Genomic DNA, 14,732 nt, shown 5'->3' on the forward strand with positions numbered 1-14,732 from the left:
CGCTGCAAACCGGCGGCCTTCCATCACTGAGTGTCCGGTGTTTGCCGAGCAATAGCGGCGAATTGTGGTGCATCGCACCCCGCCGCCAAACGCCCGCCTGACCCGCCAAACCCTTAGCGGGTCACCACCCTGCCACTCAACCTCATTGCGCCGCGGTGGGCGCGTCGAAAAGCTATTTCGGCTTGGCCGAATTCGGCGGCGGCGCCGTCCCGAGCGGCCCTGCGCCGGGGGAGGACTGGAACAGCCCCTGAACCCGCCCGCTGCCCGACTCGACCCGCGACACGCCGGTCGTCATATCGACCAGCAGCCGGTCGCCGCGCACCACGTTCTTGCCCTGGGTCAGCACAACTCCGCCAAGCATGGTCACCAGATTGGTCTTGGTGTCGAACACCGCGGTATCGCCGGTGACCACCTGGTCCTTCTGGGTCACCACGACGTTGCCTTTGGCCTCCAGTCGGCGGATCGACGATCCGCCGCCGGGGCCGGGGGCGGCGGCGGTCATTTGCGGCTTCGCTGCGGCCTTGGCCGAACGGCCCGGCGTCGGCTCGGCACTCGCCGGCTGCTCCTGATCGTAGAACACCACCAGAATCCTGGAGGTCATGGTGGTGTCGCCCTGCACCACTTTGACGTCGCCGGTGAAGGTGGCTTCTTTCTTTTTGTCGCGGACTTCGAGCGTGGCGGCTTCGATCTGGATCGGCTTGTCGCGATTTTGCGAAAAGCCCTGCATGGCGTTGGGGACGCCGGTCATCCCGGCCTGCGCGGCCGCCGGAGCAACGCCGAGCGCTGCGACGACCAGCATCGCAACGCATGCGCCTCCCAAGGTTCGACCGGTCATCTGCAGCTTCGTCATCGCGCGATCATTTCACATTGGCTTTGCCGGAGACAGCCCGGGGCGGGCTGGCCGGCGCGGTTTCGGCCCTTGGCGCGGACGGCTGCGGGGCGGGTGGTTCGGCCGGGGCGGGTTGCACGCCGTCCAGATTCATCACCACGCCGCCTTCGAAGCGGACGATCTCGCCCTTTTCGGTGACCCGCATGCGTTGTCCGCGCAGCGTTCCGCCCTGCCATTTCACGTCGACCGGCTCGTCCGACACCACGGTGCCCTTGCCGATATCGATAAACGCCCGGGTCATCCAGGCCTCGTAGCCGGTCGAACTCAGCAAGTAGACGTCCTTTCGCAAGTCGAGCAGCTGCGCCTTGGTGTCGAACAGCCCCTGGCGCGCATCGACCGTGACGGTCGCCTGGTCCTGGGTCAAAAGCTTGGCCCGCAACGTCGCCAGATCGACATGGTCGGGCGTGGTGAGGTCCTGGGTCGCGGTCTTGGCCCACAATTCATAGGGCCGTTGGTCCGGCGAGAATCCCGACAAATGCGGCGATTCCATCGTGATCTTGGTGCCGGACACCACCAGATTGCCCATGTCCACCGGCAGCTTCGCCAAGAAACGGAACGGGTTGAACACCGAAACCGCGACGATCGCGGCCATTGCCAGCAGCACCGCCAGAGGCACCGCGACCCGCAACAACCGCACCAGCCGGCTGTGACGCGCAGCGGCGGCAAAGCGCGTCTCCATTCCGGCTTGATAGGATGACGTCATCTGGACCGACTGCACCGCTGCTCCAAAACGCCTGCCCGCGCCGGGGCGCCCGCGCGGCCATACGACCTCGACACCAACTGGCGCCGACCCGCCGGTTCCGCAAGCCCCACGCCCGCCACGGGCGGGTGAAGCCGATCACCAGAACGAGGAAGATGACCGAAACGCGGCGGTCCCCGATCAGGAATGCGCGAAAATATCCTGTTCCGCCCAGCCTGAGAGGTCGAGTTTGGCGCGGGTCGGCAGGAAATCGAAACACGCCTGAGCCAATTCGGTGCGGCCTTCACGCGCCAGCATGGCGTCGAGCCTTGTGCGCAGGCCGTGCAAATGCAGCACGTCGGAGGCGGCGTAGGCCAATTGCGCGTCGCTGAGACTTTGCGCGCCCCAGTCGCTGGATTGCTGCTGCTTCGACAAATCGACGCCGAGCACTTCGCGCACCAGATCTTTCAGGCCGTGCCGATCCGTATAGGTGCGGGTCAGCCGCGAGGCGATCTTGGTGCAATACACCGGCTGCGGCATCACCCCGAGCGCGTTGTACAGCGCCGCGAGATCGAACCGCGCGAAATGGAAGATCTTGGTGATCGCCGGGTCGCCCAGCAGTTTCTTCAGGTTAGGCGCGTCGCTGTGGCCGACCGGGATCTGCACCACGTCGGCGCTGCCGTCGCCGTTGGAGAGCTGCACCACGCAGAGCCGGTCGCGATGCGGGTTCAGCCCCATGGTTTCGGTGTCGATCGCCACCGAATCGGTGTAGCGCGACAAGTCTGGCAGATCGCCGCGATGCAGGCGGATGGTCATGTCGGAAAGCCTCGGTTTTGGACGTTGTCAGAAGCGCTTGCGGGGCAACTGAGCATTGCAACCTCGGCCAAACGTGCGGCGAACTTCTGCGAAGCGCGCCGTTCCGTCAATCAAAACCGTGAGCCGGCGCGACCGGCCCCGACAGGCCGGCCTAACCGCGACGTTCGGAGCGGCTGTAATTGCTGAAATGGCCTTCGCGGGCGGCCTGCGCCCGCGCCGCCTTGATCAGTCCGCCGCTCTTGCCGGGCGCCACCACCCGCGACACCAGTCGCTGCAGCTTCTTGCTGCGACAGTGCGGACAGGCCGGCTTGTCGTCGCAGCCGACCAGCAATTCGACGTCGCTGTCGCACTTCGCACAATGAAAACTGTAGAGCGGCATGGTTGGCGTCATCCTCTCGACGAATCCGGTCGGCACCACCGGCGGCAGGGGTCGCAGCCCAAGGGCGAAGCAGGAACCGGGCCAGTTGACAGCCCGCCAACAATACAATGATACCGCGAAACCAATAGCCAAACCGCCCTCGCAGCCGGCCGCTGCATGTTGTGGCAAACCCGAGGCAATGGCGGCGGTCTCTAAACTGCCGCAGTTTGGCTTTCATGATGCGCCGGCTTGATGCATTCTGGGCGGAATGGGCGAGCCGTCCATGGCGTCGCACGGGGAAATGGATGGCCCACGTCAAAACGTGCGTTGAGAACATCCCATCAGGGCGCGGCGTCCTGTTTCCCGGCACGATAGGGCTGCTCGGCGTGGCGCTGGCCGCCGCGACCGCAGCCTGGATCGCCGATATCGATCCGATCGCCTGGGTCTTTGAGTCGACTCCCACAAGCGTCGTCGAGGTGGCGTCGTTCGATGCCCGGTTCTTGAGAGATTCGATTTCCGACCAAGTTGCTCCGGTGGCGCTGCCGCCTGCCGCCATGCGATCTTTGACACCCGAACTCGAAGCCAAATTGCGCCAGGCCAAGGCGCGGCTGGCGCAGGATCTCACCGCGCAAAGCGTGGCGCCGCCGGATCTGATCGCCATGACGTCGACGCCGCCGGCGCAGACCACCAGCGTCGTCGCGGTGCCGCTGCCGCGGTCGCGGCCGGTGCTGGCCGACCTGATGGCGGCGCAGCGCAGCGCCGCGGTCAGCAACGACCCGCAGCCGGGCCTGTTGGAAAAATTCTCCGAGATGTTTTCCGGACGAATGACGCTGGCCTCGCTCGATCCCGATGGAGGGCTCGGCAGCGACGGGCCGAACCTCGTAGCACTCGGCTATGACAACGCCACCGCGGTCTATGATATTTCGGCGCGGCGGGTCTACATGCCGAACGGCGTCAAGCTGGAGGCGCATTCCGGCTTCGGCGCGCTGATGGACGATCCGGGGCACGTCGACAAACACAATGTCGGCGCGACGCCGCCGAACGTCTATGAGCTGAAGCCCCGCGAGCGGCTGTTTCACGGCGTGCAGGCGATCCGCATGATCCCGGTCGGCCGCAACGACACGCTGGGGCGCTCCGGCCTGTTGGCGCACAGCTACATGCTCGGGCCGAACGGCGATTCCAACGGCTGCGTGTCGATCAAGCAATACGATCGCTTCCTGCAGGCCTACCAGAACGGCGAGATCAAGCGCCTGGTGGTGGTGCCGAGCCTCGGCGACACCACCGCGGTCGCGCGGCGATCGACGTCGCAGCTGTAGAGCATTCTTTCGGCTCGAAGCGTCGAACCCAAATCAGCCGTCATTCGGGATTGCGAGTTCGCAAGAACGAACACGTCCGGAATTCATACTGCCTGCAGGGGTTATAGATTCCGGGCTCACTCGCAGCGAAGCTGCTCGTGCCCCGGAATGACAGCCTGGGAAGTCTTCAAGCGCATCAATCCAACCCGAAAAGTCTCTGATCAGCTATCGTCGGCGGCGGCGCTTGCGCGCCGAGTGAGCGGTCGAACAACGCGGCGGCGCGCGAAAGGATCGCCTCGCGGCCGGCCAAACGCGCCATCCAATGCCGCGGAATGCCGCTTGCGCCATACAGCGCGCCGGCCAGTTGCCCGGCGATCGCCGCGGTGGTGTCGGCGTCGTCGCCGAGATTGGCGGCCTTCAGCACCGCGGAGGAAAAATCCGCCGTGCTGCCGACGCACCACAGCGCGGCCTCGAGCGAATGCAGCACGTAGCCCGAGCTTTGGATCTGGTCGCGGCGCTTGCCGCGCCAGCTTCCCGCGGCGATCGCCTGCACCGCGCCGGCATAGGCGCCATCGCGCGGCCGCAGCAGCTGCGAGCGCGGCCGTCCTTCGATGGCGTCGGCGAGGATCTCGGCGTAGAGCGCGCAGGCCTCCAGCGCTTCGGCGGCGGCGTGCGTGGTCCGGCTCTGTCGGATCGCGACGTCCTGCAGGGCTTGTCGGTCGTTCCAGAATCGAATCGCGACCGGCGACAGCCGCATCAAGGAGCCGTTGCCGGCGGCGCGCGGATCCGGCGAGCCGGCATAGGGATCGCGCTCGCGCTGCCAGCGCTGCAACGCCGCCTTGGTGGTGAGCCCGATATCGAAACAACCGCGCTGATTGACGGAGTTGGCCCCCTGCTCCCACCAGGCGACGAAGCGGCCCATCAGATCGGCCGCATCGAAGGCGCCTGGGCAGGCGAGCAGGCTGTCGGCGAGACACAGCGCCATGCTGGTGTCGTCGGTCCATTCGCCGGGCTCGAGCCGGAACGGCCCGCCGCCGATCATGTCATGCAGCGGCGGAGTGCTATCGCGCGGCTGAAACTCCAGCGGCACGCCGACGGCGTCGCCGATCGCCAGCCCGGCCAGCGCGCCGATCGCGCGATCGCGGATGCGATCCGCCGGCGGCGGCGATTCGTCGGCGGTGCGGACGGCGAGCACGTAGTGTTTCTGCGTCGGGGTTTCGATCGCACCGGGCCGCGCCTTGCGCACCTCACGCACCGCGGCGGCCGGCTCGAAGCCGAGTTCGGCCAACAGTCGCGCCGCGATGGTGCCGGCGCGGCCGAGCCCGCCGCGACAATGCACCACGACGTCGAAGCCGCTGCGCAGAATCGCGCGCAGCCCCGCGCCGGCCGAATCCCAGGCCAATTCGAAATCCTGATCCGGCACCGAGACGTCGACGATCGGCAGATGAAACCACGCCATCTGCCGGCGCAGCACTTCTTCGCCGAGCGTCTCCACCCGTAGCATCGCCAGCTCGCGCTGCTCCACCAGGGTGACCACGGCGGCCGCGCCCCAATCGCGGATCAGATCGAGGTCGCTGGCCAGATCGCGCTTCCAGGCGCCGCTGGCCGCATAGGGATCGTACTTGCCGGGGCAGAAGGTGAGCCCGACCCGGCCGCAGCCGGGGCCGCCGGCGACCGCCGCGATCTGCAAAGGATGGGACGCCGAGGTTCGCATCACTTGGCCTCGAGGCGTTGGGCGCGTTGCGCGAGATCGTCGCGGCGCGCGATCAGTGTATCGATGAGCCGACTGGACTCGGCGCCGTCGCCATAGATGCCGTTCACGGCGGCGGCGATCGCGGCGGTGCCGATCTGCGTCACGCGGCGCAGCGACGACAGCAGTTGTTGCTGTGTCAGCGCACCGAAGAAGCTCGCCGCCACCGCGTTCTTGCGGCGGTCGCGCAGCGTCTCGAACTCCACCACGATCGGCCCGAATTCGGTCTTCAGCGAGCCCTGCGCGCGATAGCGCAGCGCGCCGCCCTGATCGATGCGGATCACCGCGCCGGCGGCGGTGACGATCATGTTGTCGAGGTCGACGCCGAGCGCGTCGCGGTTGGCCAGCCAGGCATCGGCGGCGAAGCCCTCGCCGACGCGGACCGCGGCCTGCTCCGACAGATGCTCCGGCAGCTCCGCCAGCATCAGGCCCTTGACCATGCGGCTCGCCACCGCCAGATCGCCGTCGCGCCAAGCCAGTTCGACGTCGGGCACCGCGACGCCGGCCAGCCGATACAGCCGGTTGGCCAGCACCTCGTTGCGGGCGTGGTCGGCGGTGTTCGGCGTCTTGACGTACCAGCGGACGCCACCGTCGTCTTGGTAGATGCCGCCGGGGTTGGAGCCGGCCTGACTGCCGACCTTGCTCCACGCCGACGCCTCCAAGATTTCAATCTGATCCGACACCACCGGCATCGCCGCCTCGCCCTGTTCGCAACATGCAAATCATCTTGTAGCAAGAAATTGAATCCGAGGATCGTGTCCCGGACGCGGTGCCGCGTCCTTCACGCGGCACTGCGAGCCGGGACCGTTTCGACGGCAGCATCCGTCACGGCCCCGGCTCTGCGGCGCACCACGCCGCAAGAGCGGCGCGATGCACCGCGTCCGGGGCACGCTGACATGGATCTCAGCGACATCTATCTCAGCCACGCGGGGCGTGGCGTGCGGCGCTCACGGCGTCTTGGCATTGCGCCCGCAGTTAAACGCCTTGCGAAACCCTTCGGCCTGGGCGTCCTGTTCCGAACAGAACCAGCGGTTCGGCTTGCCGAGCGTGGCATAGCTGCGGCAGCCCTGCAGATGATAGATGCCGACCTTGCCGATGAAGCGCGCGCGGGCGGCGAACTTCGCCTTGATGGCGCAGCCGGGCGGCATCGCCGGATCGTCCGGGAATAGGATCGCGAGCAACTCCGGCTTCTTGTCGGCGCGGCACGACGCCCCGAGCAGCGCCGCGGTCCTGTCCCAGCGGCGGAACTGCCTTGGCGCGACGAAGCAGCCGCGCCACAGGCCGCGACGCTCGGCGCGCGCCGTGGCTTCCTCGGCGGCAAAGCGCGGCTTGCCGTCGGACTCCGCGGCGAGCGCCCAGCCCTCGCGCACCATGATCTGGTTCAGGCTGTCGGCCTCGCCCGCGATCGTACAGATCCCGAGCCGGCGGGTGGTGTACACCTTGTCCGGCCCGAGATCCTTGCAGGCGATCTCGCGGCCGCCGATCAGCTTGACCAGCTGCTCGCGGGCCTGCTGTCCGCAGGGCCGCGGATCGGCCCGGTCGTCGACGCAGAGCTGGTCGAACTCCGGCGCATCGGTGCCGTCGAGCCGAAAGGTGGTGCCGCCCAGTTGCAGGGTGTTGCCGTCCTTGACGATCGGCTCGGCGGCGCGGCCGGGGGCGGCCAGTGCAAGCAGCAAAATAACGAACAGGAATGCGCGCATGGTCCCTTTGCCGGTGCTCGAGCAGTGACGTCTGTCGGAGAACTTAACCGGTGATTGCCCGCACCCCAAGCGCGGGATATGCGGAGCGGCCGCTGACGCGATTGCCAGCGCGCGGGAGCGCTGAGCGGTCCTTCAAGCGGGGGCGAGGCGCTTCGTAAAGTTCGGCGTCATTCCGGGGCTCGAGCAGCGCAAGCTGCGAGAGAACCCGGAATCTCGCAACGCGCCCGGGTCATCACCCGTAGCAAGATTCCGGGTTCGCTCGGCCTTCGGCCTCGCGCCCCGGAATGACCAAGCCCTGCTCACCTCACGCGATGCTGAACGCCGGCCTGAGCCGCGAGCCGCAATAATTCAGCGCACGACAACCAGCGCTTAACCATTTCGGTCGAACTTGAAATTTCAGGCCGGAGTTCGGCGGCGAGGTGGTTTCTGTGCGTAGAGTAACGGTTCTGGCTGCGGCCGGCGGCGGTGTTTTGGCGATCGTGATCGGTGCCACGGCAAGCCACATGTTCTTCAACAAAGCGTCCGATGCGGCCGAGGTCCAGGCCGAATTGACCACCGGCACGGTGGCGGCGCGATGGCCGACGCCGCGCGCCGACGCCACCGAATCCACCGCAGCGGCGCCGAGCGTCGCGACGCCGCAGACCCGCGCCGCCGAGGCCGCGAAGACCAGTGCGAGCTGCAGCCATCCCGGCGCGCTCGGCGTCTCGCGCACGGTGCAGATCGATGCCGCGGGCGGTCCCGGCTTCGGCCTCACGCAATATCGCGACTACGACTTCCTGCAGCCCGGCGAAGTGGTGCTGTCGTTCGATGACGGACCCTGGCCGGTGAACACCCGCGCGGTGCTGGCGGCGCTGGAGGCCGAATGCGTCAAGGCGGTGTTCTTCCCGATCGGCAAACACGCCTCTTGGCATCCGGCGATCCTCAAGGACGTGGTGGCGCAGGGCCACACCATCGGCTCGCACACCTGGTCGCACGTCAACCTCGCCAAGAAATCGCTGCAGGAAGCCAAGGACGAAATCGAGAAGGGCTTCAGCGCCATCGCGATTGCGGCCGGCCGGGCGCCGGCGCCGTTCTTCCGCTTTCCGCAGCTGCGTCAGACCCCGGAATTGAAGGCCTATCTCGGCGAACGCAACATCGCGGCGTTCTCGATCGACGTCGACTCCAAGGATTTCGCGATCCATGAGCCCGACGCCGTGGTGAGCTCGATCATGACCAAGCTGCAAAAGGCCGGCAAGGGCATCATCCTGATGCACGACTTCCAGCACAGCACCGCGCTGGCGATGCCGCAGGTGCTGCAGCAGCTGAAGGCCGGCGGCTACAAGGTGGTGCACGTCACCGCCAAGGACGCCGTGGTCACGCTGCCGCAATATGATTCCGCGGTCGCCGCATTGATGCCGCCGGCACCCGCGGTCAGCGCGCGCGCCACCGCCGGCGTGGTGCGCACCGTCTCGGGTGCAGCGAATTAGTTGCGGCGTTCGGGCGGCGCTGAATATTGCCGCGTGGCTTCCACCGCGGGCGTGCCCCGGACGCAGTGCAACGCGCCGCCCTTGCGGCGTGGTGCGCTGCAGAGCCGGGGCCGTTACGGACGCTGCCTTCGTGACGGTCCCGGCTCTGCGGAGCAGCGCTTCGCGCTGCACCGCGTCCGGGACACGAGGCCTCATTTTGCTGATCGATCGGGAACGTCCTTGCGTCACGGTCGCGGGCTGCGAGATTCCGGGTTCTCTCGCAGCTGACGCTGCGCGAGCTCCGGAATGACGGCTTCCTTTTACCCCGTCGCCGCCATGCTCCGCAGCGCGGCGAGCCTTGCGATCGATTGCGCCGCCAGCCGCTGCGCAAATTCTAGCCCGGCCTGGTCGAGCGCGCGATCGGCGTCTTCGAGATAGAGATTGGAGAGTTGTTCGGCGCGGCGCAGCGCGCGGCTTTTGATCTCGTCGAGCGAGCCCTCGGCGACGAGCGGATCATGCGGATCGTGATCCGGCGGCAGCGGCGAGGGCGCAAGCGTCATCAGCACGCCGCGTTCGCTTGGCGTCAGTTGCGCCGCCCACGCCATGATGTCCTTGAGCAGCAGGCTTTCCAACAGCGCCGCGGATGCGGGTTCGCGCGCGGCCTCTCGCTCACCGGTTGCGTCGTGTCGCAACGATCGCCAGGCGAGCCGCCGTTCGCGCCGCAGCGCATCGCCATCGCGCAACGCCTCGCGGGCAAATCCCTCCGCGGTCGATCGCACCGTCGGATCGCCGGCCAACGCCGCCACATAGGTCCAGAAAACAAACGCCCGCTCGCGATGGCGCACCGCCAGCGCCCACGCATCATAGGCGGTGCCGAGCGACGAGTCGCCGATCTCGGAAATCTCCTGCGCCGGAACCAGATCGGTCGGACTCCAAAGTAAGTCCGCAGCATCCGGCGGCTTGTTCAACGCGGCGACTGCGCCTACGGTGATCGCCTCAGCGCGTTGCCGTTCGCGTCGCGCCAGCACCTCGAAAACAGACTGCGTCGATAGCAATGACGTGTCGCCCGATGCCGTGTCGCCCGCTGTCGCGTGTCGTTGATAATGCGTGGCTGCGGTTTCCGCCTGAGTCAGTGCAATCGCGTAAAGTTCCGCCACACTTTGGACCGCGGCCACGGGAGCAACTGTCAAGAGCGGTTCAGTACGCATTGCAGGACACTCCCACCCACGACAGATTCGTCTGATCGAGTTCCGTAAAGCTTGCTCTAGCGCAACGAAGCGCCGAGTTCGACTGCTATACGGCCCCCGACGCAACCAACGCGATCCAGAACAACGGCGTTCTGTCGAACCTGGAACCTGCGACTTGCGAAAACTTGCCCTCACTCCGTTGCTCCTCAGCCTCGCGCTGGCGCTCTGCTGCTGGCTGGGGAATGCTGCCCCAGGCTTCGCAGCAGGCGTGCTCGGCGACTATCTCGCCAAATCCCAGCCCGGCGAACTCGTTCCCGGCGCCGACCGTTTCGGACCGCCGCAGGGCGAACCGGCGATCGTGCCGGTGTACAAGTCCGATCGGTTGCTCGGATTCGTCTATCTGAATTCGGATTTCACCAACGCCACCGGTTACTCCGGCAAGCCGATCGAGATGCTGGTCGGCATCGATCCCAAAGGCGTGCTGACCGGGTTCAAGCTGGTCGAACACAAAGAGCCGATCATTCTGCTCGGGATTCCCGAGAAGCGAATCCTCGATGTCGTCAACAAGCTGATCGGCGTCGACATGACGGTGGTGGCGCGCGGCGGCGCCAAGCCGCCGCGGGTCGATATCGTCAGCGGCGCCACCGTCACCGTGCTGGTGATCGGCGACAGCATCGTGCGCTCGGCGATCAAGCTGATCCGCAGCAACCGGCTTGCCGACGGCGGCCCCGTCGCGGCGGTGACCACAGCGCCGCCCGACGCCGCCAAGATCATCGACATGGACAAGAGCGAAGTCCGCGACTGGCAGGGGCTGCTCGCCGACGGCGCGTTGCGCCGGCTGCAGCTCAGCGTCGGCGACGTCAACCAGGCGTTCGAGAAATCCGGCAACGCCGCCGCGGCGGCGCGTCCGGAAGACGGCGAGCCGGATGCGAGCTTCATCGATCTCTACGCCGCCGACGTCGCGGTGCCGACCATCGGCCGCAGCTTGCTCGGCGACGACGGCTATCAGCGGCTCAAAGCACGGTTGAAGCCCGGGCAGCAGGCGCTGCTGGTCGCAGGCTCCGGCAAATACTCGTTCAAGGGCTCGGGCTATGTGCGCGGCGGCATCTTCGACCGCATCGAACTGATCCAGGACAACAACAGCATCCGGTTCCGCGACCGCGACCACACAAGGCTCGGCAGCGTCGCCGCCGCCGGCGCGCCGGACTTTCCGGAGATCGCGCTGTTCCTGGTGCCGGCCGACTTCGCTTTCGATCCGGCGGCGCCATGGGCGTTGCAGCTGGTGGTGCAGCGCGTGCTCGACGTCCGCGACAAGGCGGCACTGACCTTCGACCTCGGCTATGCGCTGCCGGATAGTTTGCTGAAGCGGATGCAACCGGCGCCGGTCGCTGCGAAGCCGTCGCCCGCGCCGGCCGCCTCCACCGCCGCGCCGCGGGTCGGCGAAGGCCAAGGCAGCGACGAGGATCCGTTGTGGATGCGGATCTGGCGCGGCGATCTGGTAAAGATCGGCATCGGCGCGGCGGCGCTCGGCGTGTTGACGTTGATTTTCTTTTTTCAGAACGCGCTGGTGCGACGGCCGCTGCTCTACACCTGGGTGCGCCGCGGCTATCTGTTGTTCATTCTGGTGTGGCTCGGCTGGTACGCCAACGCGCAGCTCTCGGTGGTCAACGTGCTGACCTTCGTCAATTCGCTGATGACCGGGTTCAGCTGGCAGTACTTCCTCTCCGCGCCGCTGATCTTCATGATGTGGGCGGCGACCGCGGCGGCGCTGTTGTTCTGGGGCCGCGGTCCGTTCTGCGGCTGGCTGTGCCCGTTCGGCGCGCTGCAGGAACTCACCAACAACATCGCCCAGGCGCTGAAAGTGCCGCAATATCGCCTGCCGTGGGGGCTGCACGAACGGCTGTGGCCGATCAAATACATCATCTTCCTCGGCCTGTTCGGGATGTCGCTGTACTCCACCGCGCTGGCCGAACAGCTCGCCGAAGTCGAACCGTTCAAGACTTCGATCGTGCTGAAATTCGCCCGCGACTGGCCCTATGTGGTCTATGCGCTGACGCTGCTCACGGCCGGGCTGTTCGTCGAGCGGTTCTTCTGCCGCTACATGTGCCCGCTCGGCGCGGCGCTCGCCATCCCCGGCCGGATCCGGATGTTCGAATGGCTGCGGCGCTGGAAGGAATGCGGCTCGCCGTGCCAACGCTGCGGCAACGAATGCCCGGTGCAGGCGATCCATCCCGAAGGCCACATCAACGTCAACGAGTGCATCTACTGCATGCACTGCCAGGAATTGTATTTCGACGATCACCGCTGCCCGCACATGATCCAGGTGCGGCTGAAGCGCGAAAAGCGCGAGGTGATGTCCTCGCCGTCGATGCGAACCGGCAAGGGCCCGGACACGCTGATCACCGCAGGCGGCCGGCCGATCGCCGGATTGTCTGCCGCTCCCTCCCCCCACCTGCAACCTAAAGCCTAGGAGGCTTACGATGACCGACAACACGAAGGACAGTAAGGGTGTCAGCCGGCGTACGCTGCTCGGAACCACGGCCGCGGCGGCCGGTGTCGGCCTCGCGGGCGGGATCGCGCTGACCGGCGACGGCACCGGGCTGATCGCCACGGCCGACGCCCAGACCAAAGCCGCGCCGACGCTGCCGGCGCGTCCGGCGATCCAGAAGGCCGAGGTGGCCCCGGGCGAACTCGACGAATACTACACGTTCTTCTCCAGCGGCCAGACCGGCGAATTGCGGATCGTCGGCCTGCCGTCGATGCGCGAACTGATGCGGGTGCCGGTGTTCAACCGCTGCAGCGCCACCGGCTGGGGCCAGACCAATGAAAGCCTGAAGATTCTGACCGAAGGGCTGCTGCCGGAAAGCCGCGAATTCCTGAAGACCCGCGGCGGCACCTATATGAACGGCGATCTGCATCACCCGCATCTGTCGTTCACCGAGGGCACCTATGACGGCCGCTACGCCTTCATGAACGACAAGGCCAACACCCGCGTCGCACGCGTCCGGCTCGACGTGATGAAATGCGACAAGATCATCCAGCTGCCGAACCAGCACACCGTGCACGGCTTGCGGGTGCAGAAATATCCGCGCACCGGCTACGTGTTCTGCAACGGCGAAGACCGCGTGCCGCTGCCCAACGACGGCAGCAATCTCGACAAGTCCAAGGATTATCACGCGATCTTCACCGCGATCGACGGCGACACCATGAAGGTGGCCTGGCAGGTGATGGTCGACGGCAATCTCGACAATGTCGACGCCGACTACCAGGGCAAATATGCCTTCGCGACCTGCTACAACTCCGAAGAAGGCGTCAACGCCGCGGAGATGACCGCCAACGAGCAGGACTGGGTGGTGATCTTCAACATCAAGCGCATCGAAGAGGCGGTGAAGAAGGGCGACTTCAAGGAAATGGGCGGCGTGCCGGTGATCGACGGCCGCCACGGCTCGCGCTACACCCGCTACGTGCCGGTCTCCAACAGCCCGCACGGCATGAACACCGCGCCGGACGGCATCCACATCGTCGCCAACGGCAAGCTGTCGCCGACCGTCACGGTGATGGACGTGCGCAAATTCGACGACCTGTTCGACGACAAGATCAAGCCGCGCGACGTCGTGGTCGCCGAACCGCAGCTCGGGCTCGGCCCGTTGCACACCGCCTATGACGGCCGCGGCAACGCCTACACCACGCTGTTCCTCGACAGCCAGATCTGCAAATGGAACATCGATCTCGCCAAGCGCGCCTTCAAGGGCGAGAAGGTCGACCCGATCATCGACAAGATCGACGTGCACTATCAGCCCGGCCACAATCATTCCTCGATGGGTCAGACCAAAGAGGCCGACGGAAAATGGCTGATCTCGCTGAACAAGTTCTCCAAGGACCGCTTCCTCAACGTCGGCCCGCTGAAGCCGGAGAACGATCAGCTGATCGACATCTCCGGCGAGAAGATGAAGCTGATCCACGACGGCCCGAGCTTCGCCGAGCCGCATGACGCCACCATCGTTCACCGCTCCAAGATCAACCCGATCTCGATCTGGAACCGGGCCGATCCGATGTTCGAGGACGCGGTGAAGCAGGCCAAGCTCGACGGCGTCAAACTGGAGAGCGACTCCAAGGTGATCCGCGACGGCGACAAGGTGCGGGTCTACATGACCTCGCAGGCGCCGGCGTTCGGGCTGGAGAAGTTCCAGGTCAAGCAGGGCGACAAGGTGACCGTCTACGTCACCAACATCGACGACGTCGAGGATCTCACCCACGGCTTCTCGATCGTCAACTACGGCATCCAGATGGAAGTGGCCCCGCAGGCCACCGCCTCGGTGACGTTCTCGGCCGATCGCGCCGGGGTGTATTGGTACTACTGCTCGTGGTTCTGCCACGCCATGCACATGGAGATGAAAGGCCGCATGCTGGTCGAACCGAAGACGGTGTGACGACTTCGGCGGCAGGACGAAACTGAACCCTAATGGGACTCGTGTCCCGGGCGCGGAGCGGCGCTCTTCGCGCCGCCCCCGCAGAACCGGGACCGTTACGAACACTGCGTTCCGTAACGGCCCCGGATCTGCAGCGCACCACGCCGCAAGCGCGGCGCTGTGCACTGCGTCCGGGGCACGCCG

12 protein-coding genes are annotated in these 14,732 nt (G+C 66.3%); 4 read left to right on the plus strand and 8 right to left on the minus strand.

Features of this window, described 5'->3' with window-relative positions; all coding sequences use genetic code 11:
- Positions 1-172: 172 nt before the first annotated feature.
- From RPC_RS02100 to RPC_RS02115, 4 genes are all read right to left on the minus strand, one after another.
- Positions 173-850: an LptA/OstA family protein gene (locus RPC_RS02100; protein ID WP_011470900.1), complete on the minus strand. Its 678-nt coding sequence runs from the start codon at positions 848-850 to the stop codon at positions 173-175.
- A 7-nt stretch (positions 851-857) separates the two neighbouring features.
- Positions 858-1,592 carry an LPS export ABC transporter periplasmic protein LptC gene (gene lptC / locus RPC_RS02105; RefSeq protein ID WP_011470901.1) on the minus strand — a complete coding sequence of 245 codons (735 nt, stop codon included), beginning with the start codon at positions 1,590-1,592 and terminating at the stop codon, positions 858-860.
- Between the two features lie 177 nt (positions 1,593-1,769).
- Positions 1,770-2,384 carry a ribonuclease D gene (locus tag RPC_RS02110; protein ID WP_011470902.1) on the minus strand — a complete coding sequence of 205 codons (615 nt, stop codon included), beginning with the start codon at positions 2,382-2,384 and terminating at the stop codon, positions 1,770-1,772.
- Between the two features lie 151 nt (positions 2,385-2,535).
- Positions 2,536-2,763 carry an FmdB family zinc ribbon protein gene (locus RPC_RS02115; protein ID WP_011470903.1) on the minus strand — a complete coding sequence of 76 codons (228 nt, stop codon included), beginning with the start codon at positions 2,761-2,763 and terminating at the stop codon, positions 2,536-2,538.
- Positions 2,764-3,047: 284 nt separating this feature from the next.
- Here RPC_RS02115 and RPC_RS02120 point away from each other — a divergent pair, with 284 nt between their 5' ends.
- Positions 3,048-4,058, plus strand: coding sequence for a DUF2778 domain-containing protein (locus RPC_RS02120; protein WP_080507298.1), 1,011 nt, complete (start codon positions 3,048-3,050; stop codon positions 4,056-4,058).
- Between the two features lie 175 nt (positions 4,059-4,233).
- On the opposite strand, the gene RPC_RS02125 is transcribed toward RPC_RS02120, so the two are convergent.
- The 3 genes from RPC_RS02125 to RPC_RS02135 form a co-directional block, all read right to left on the minus strand.
- Positions 4,234-5,751: an ADP-ribosylglycohydrolase family protein gene (locus RPC_RS02125; RefSeq protein ID WP_011470905.1), complete on the minus strand. Its 1,518-nt coding sequence runs from the start codon at positions 5,749-5,751 to the stop codon at positions 4,234-4,236.
- Positions 5,751-6,479 (minus strand): hypothetical protein, encoded by a 729-nt coding sequence (locus RPC_RS02130; RefSeq protein ID WP_011470906.1) that lies wholly within the window; start codon positions 6,477-6,479, stop codon positions 5,751-5,753. The genes RPC_RS02125 and RPC_RS02130 overlap by 1 nt, the downstream gene beginning before the upstream one ends.
- 255 nt (positions 6,480-6,734) lie before the next feature.
- Positions 6,735-7,487, minus strand: a complete 753-nt coding sequence (locus RPC_RS02135) for a thermonuclease family protein (protein ID WP_011470907.1) — start codon at positions 7,485-7,487, stop codon at positions 6,735-6,737.
- A 428-nt stretch (positions 7,488-7,915) separates the two neighbouring features.
- Here RPC_RS02135 and RPC_RS02140 point away from each other — a divergent pair, with 428 nt between their 5' ends.
- Positions 7,916-8,953 (plus strand): polysaccharide deacetylase family protein, encoded by a 1,038-nt coding sequence (locus RPC_RS02140; RefSeq protein WP_011470908.1) that lies wholly within the window; start codon positions 7,916-7,918, stop codon positions 8,951-8,953.
- A 299-nt stretch (positions 8,954-9,252) separates the two neighbouring features.
- Here the strand turns inward: RPC_RS02140 and RPC_RS02145 are convergent, their stop codons facing one another.
- Positions 9,253-10,245 carry a hypothetical protein gene (locus tag RPC_RS02145; protein WP_415914787.1) on the minus strand — a complete coding sequence of 331 codons (993 nt, stop codon included), beginning with the start codon at positions 10,243-10,245 and terminating at the stop codon, positions 9,253-9,255.
- Positions 10,246-10,294: 49 nt separating this feature from the next.
- On the opposite strand from RPC_RS02145, the gene RPC_RS02150 reads away from it, so the two are divergent.
- Complete coding sequence (locus RPC_RS02150; protein ID WP_011470910.1) at positions 10,295-12,589, plus strand: 4Fe-4S binding protein; 2,295 nt, start codon at positions 10,295-10,297, stop codon at positions 12,587-12,589.
- 10 nt (positions 12,590-12,599) lie between these two features.
- Positions 12,600-14,549, plus strand: a complete 1,950-nt coding sequence (gene nosZ, locus RPC_RS02155; protein ID WP_011470911.1) for a TAT-dependent nitrous-oxide reductase — start codon at positions 12,600-12,602, stop codon at positions 14,547-14,549.
- The last annotated feature ends 183 nt before the right edge of the window (positions 14,550-14,732 follow it).

The sequence above is a fragment of the Rhodopseudomonas palustris BisB18 genome, from assembly GCF_000013745.1.
Classification (GTDB): domain Bacteria; phylum Pseudomonadota; class Alphaproteobacteria; order Rhizobiales; family Xanthobacteraceae; genus Rhodopseudomonas_A; species Rhodopseudomonas_A palustris_F.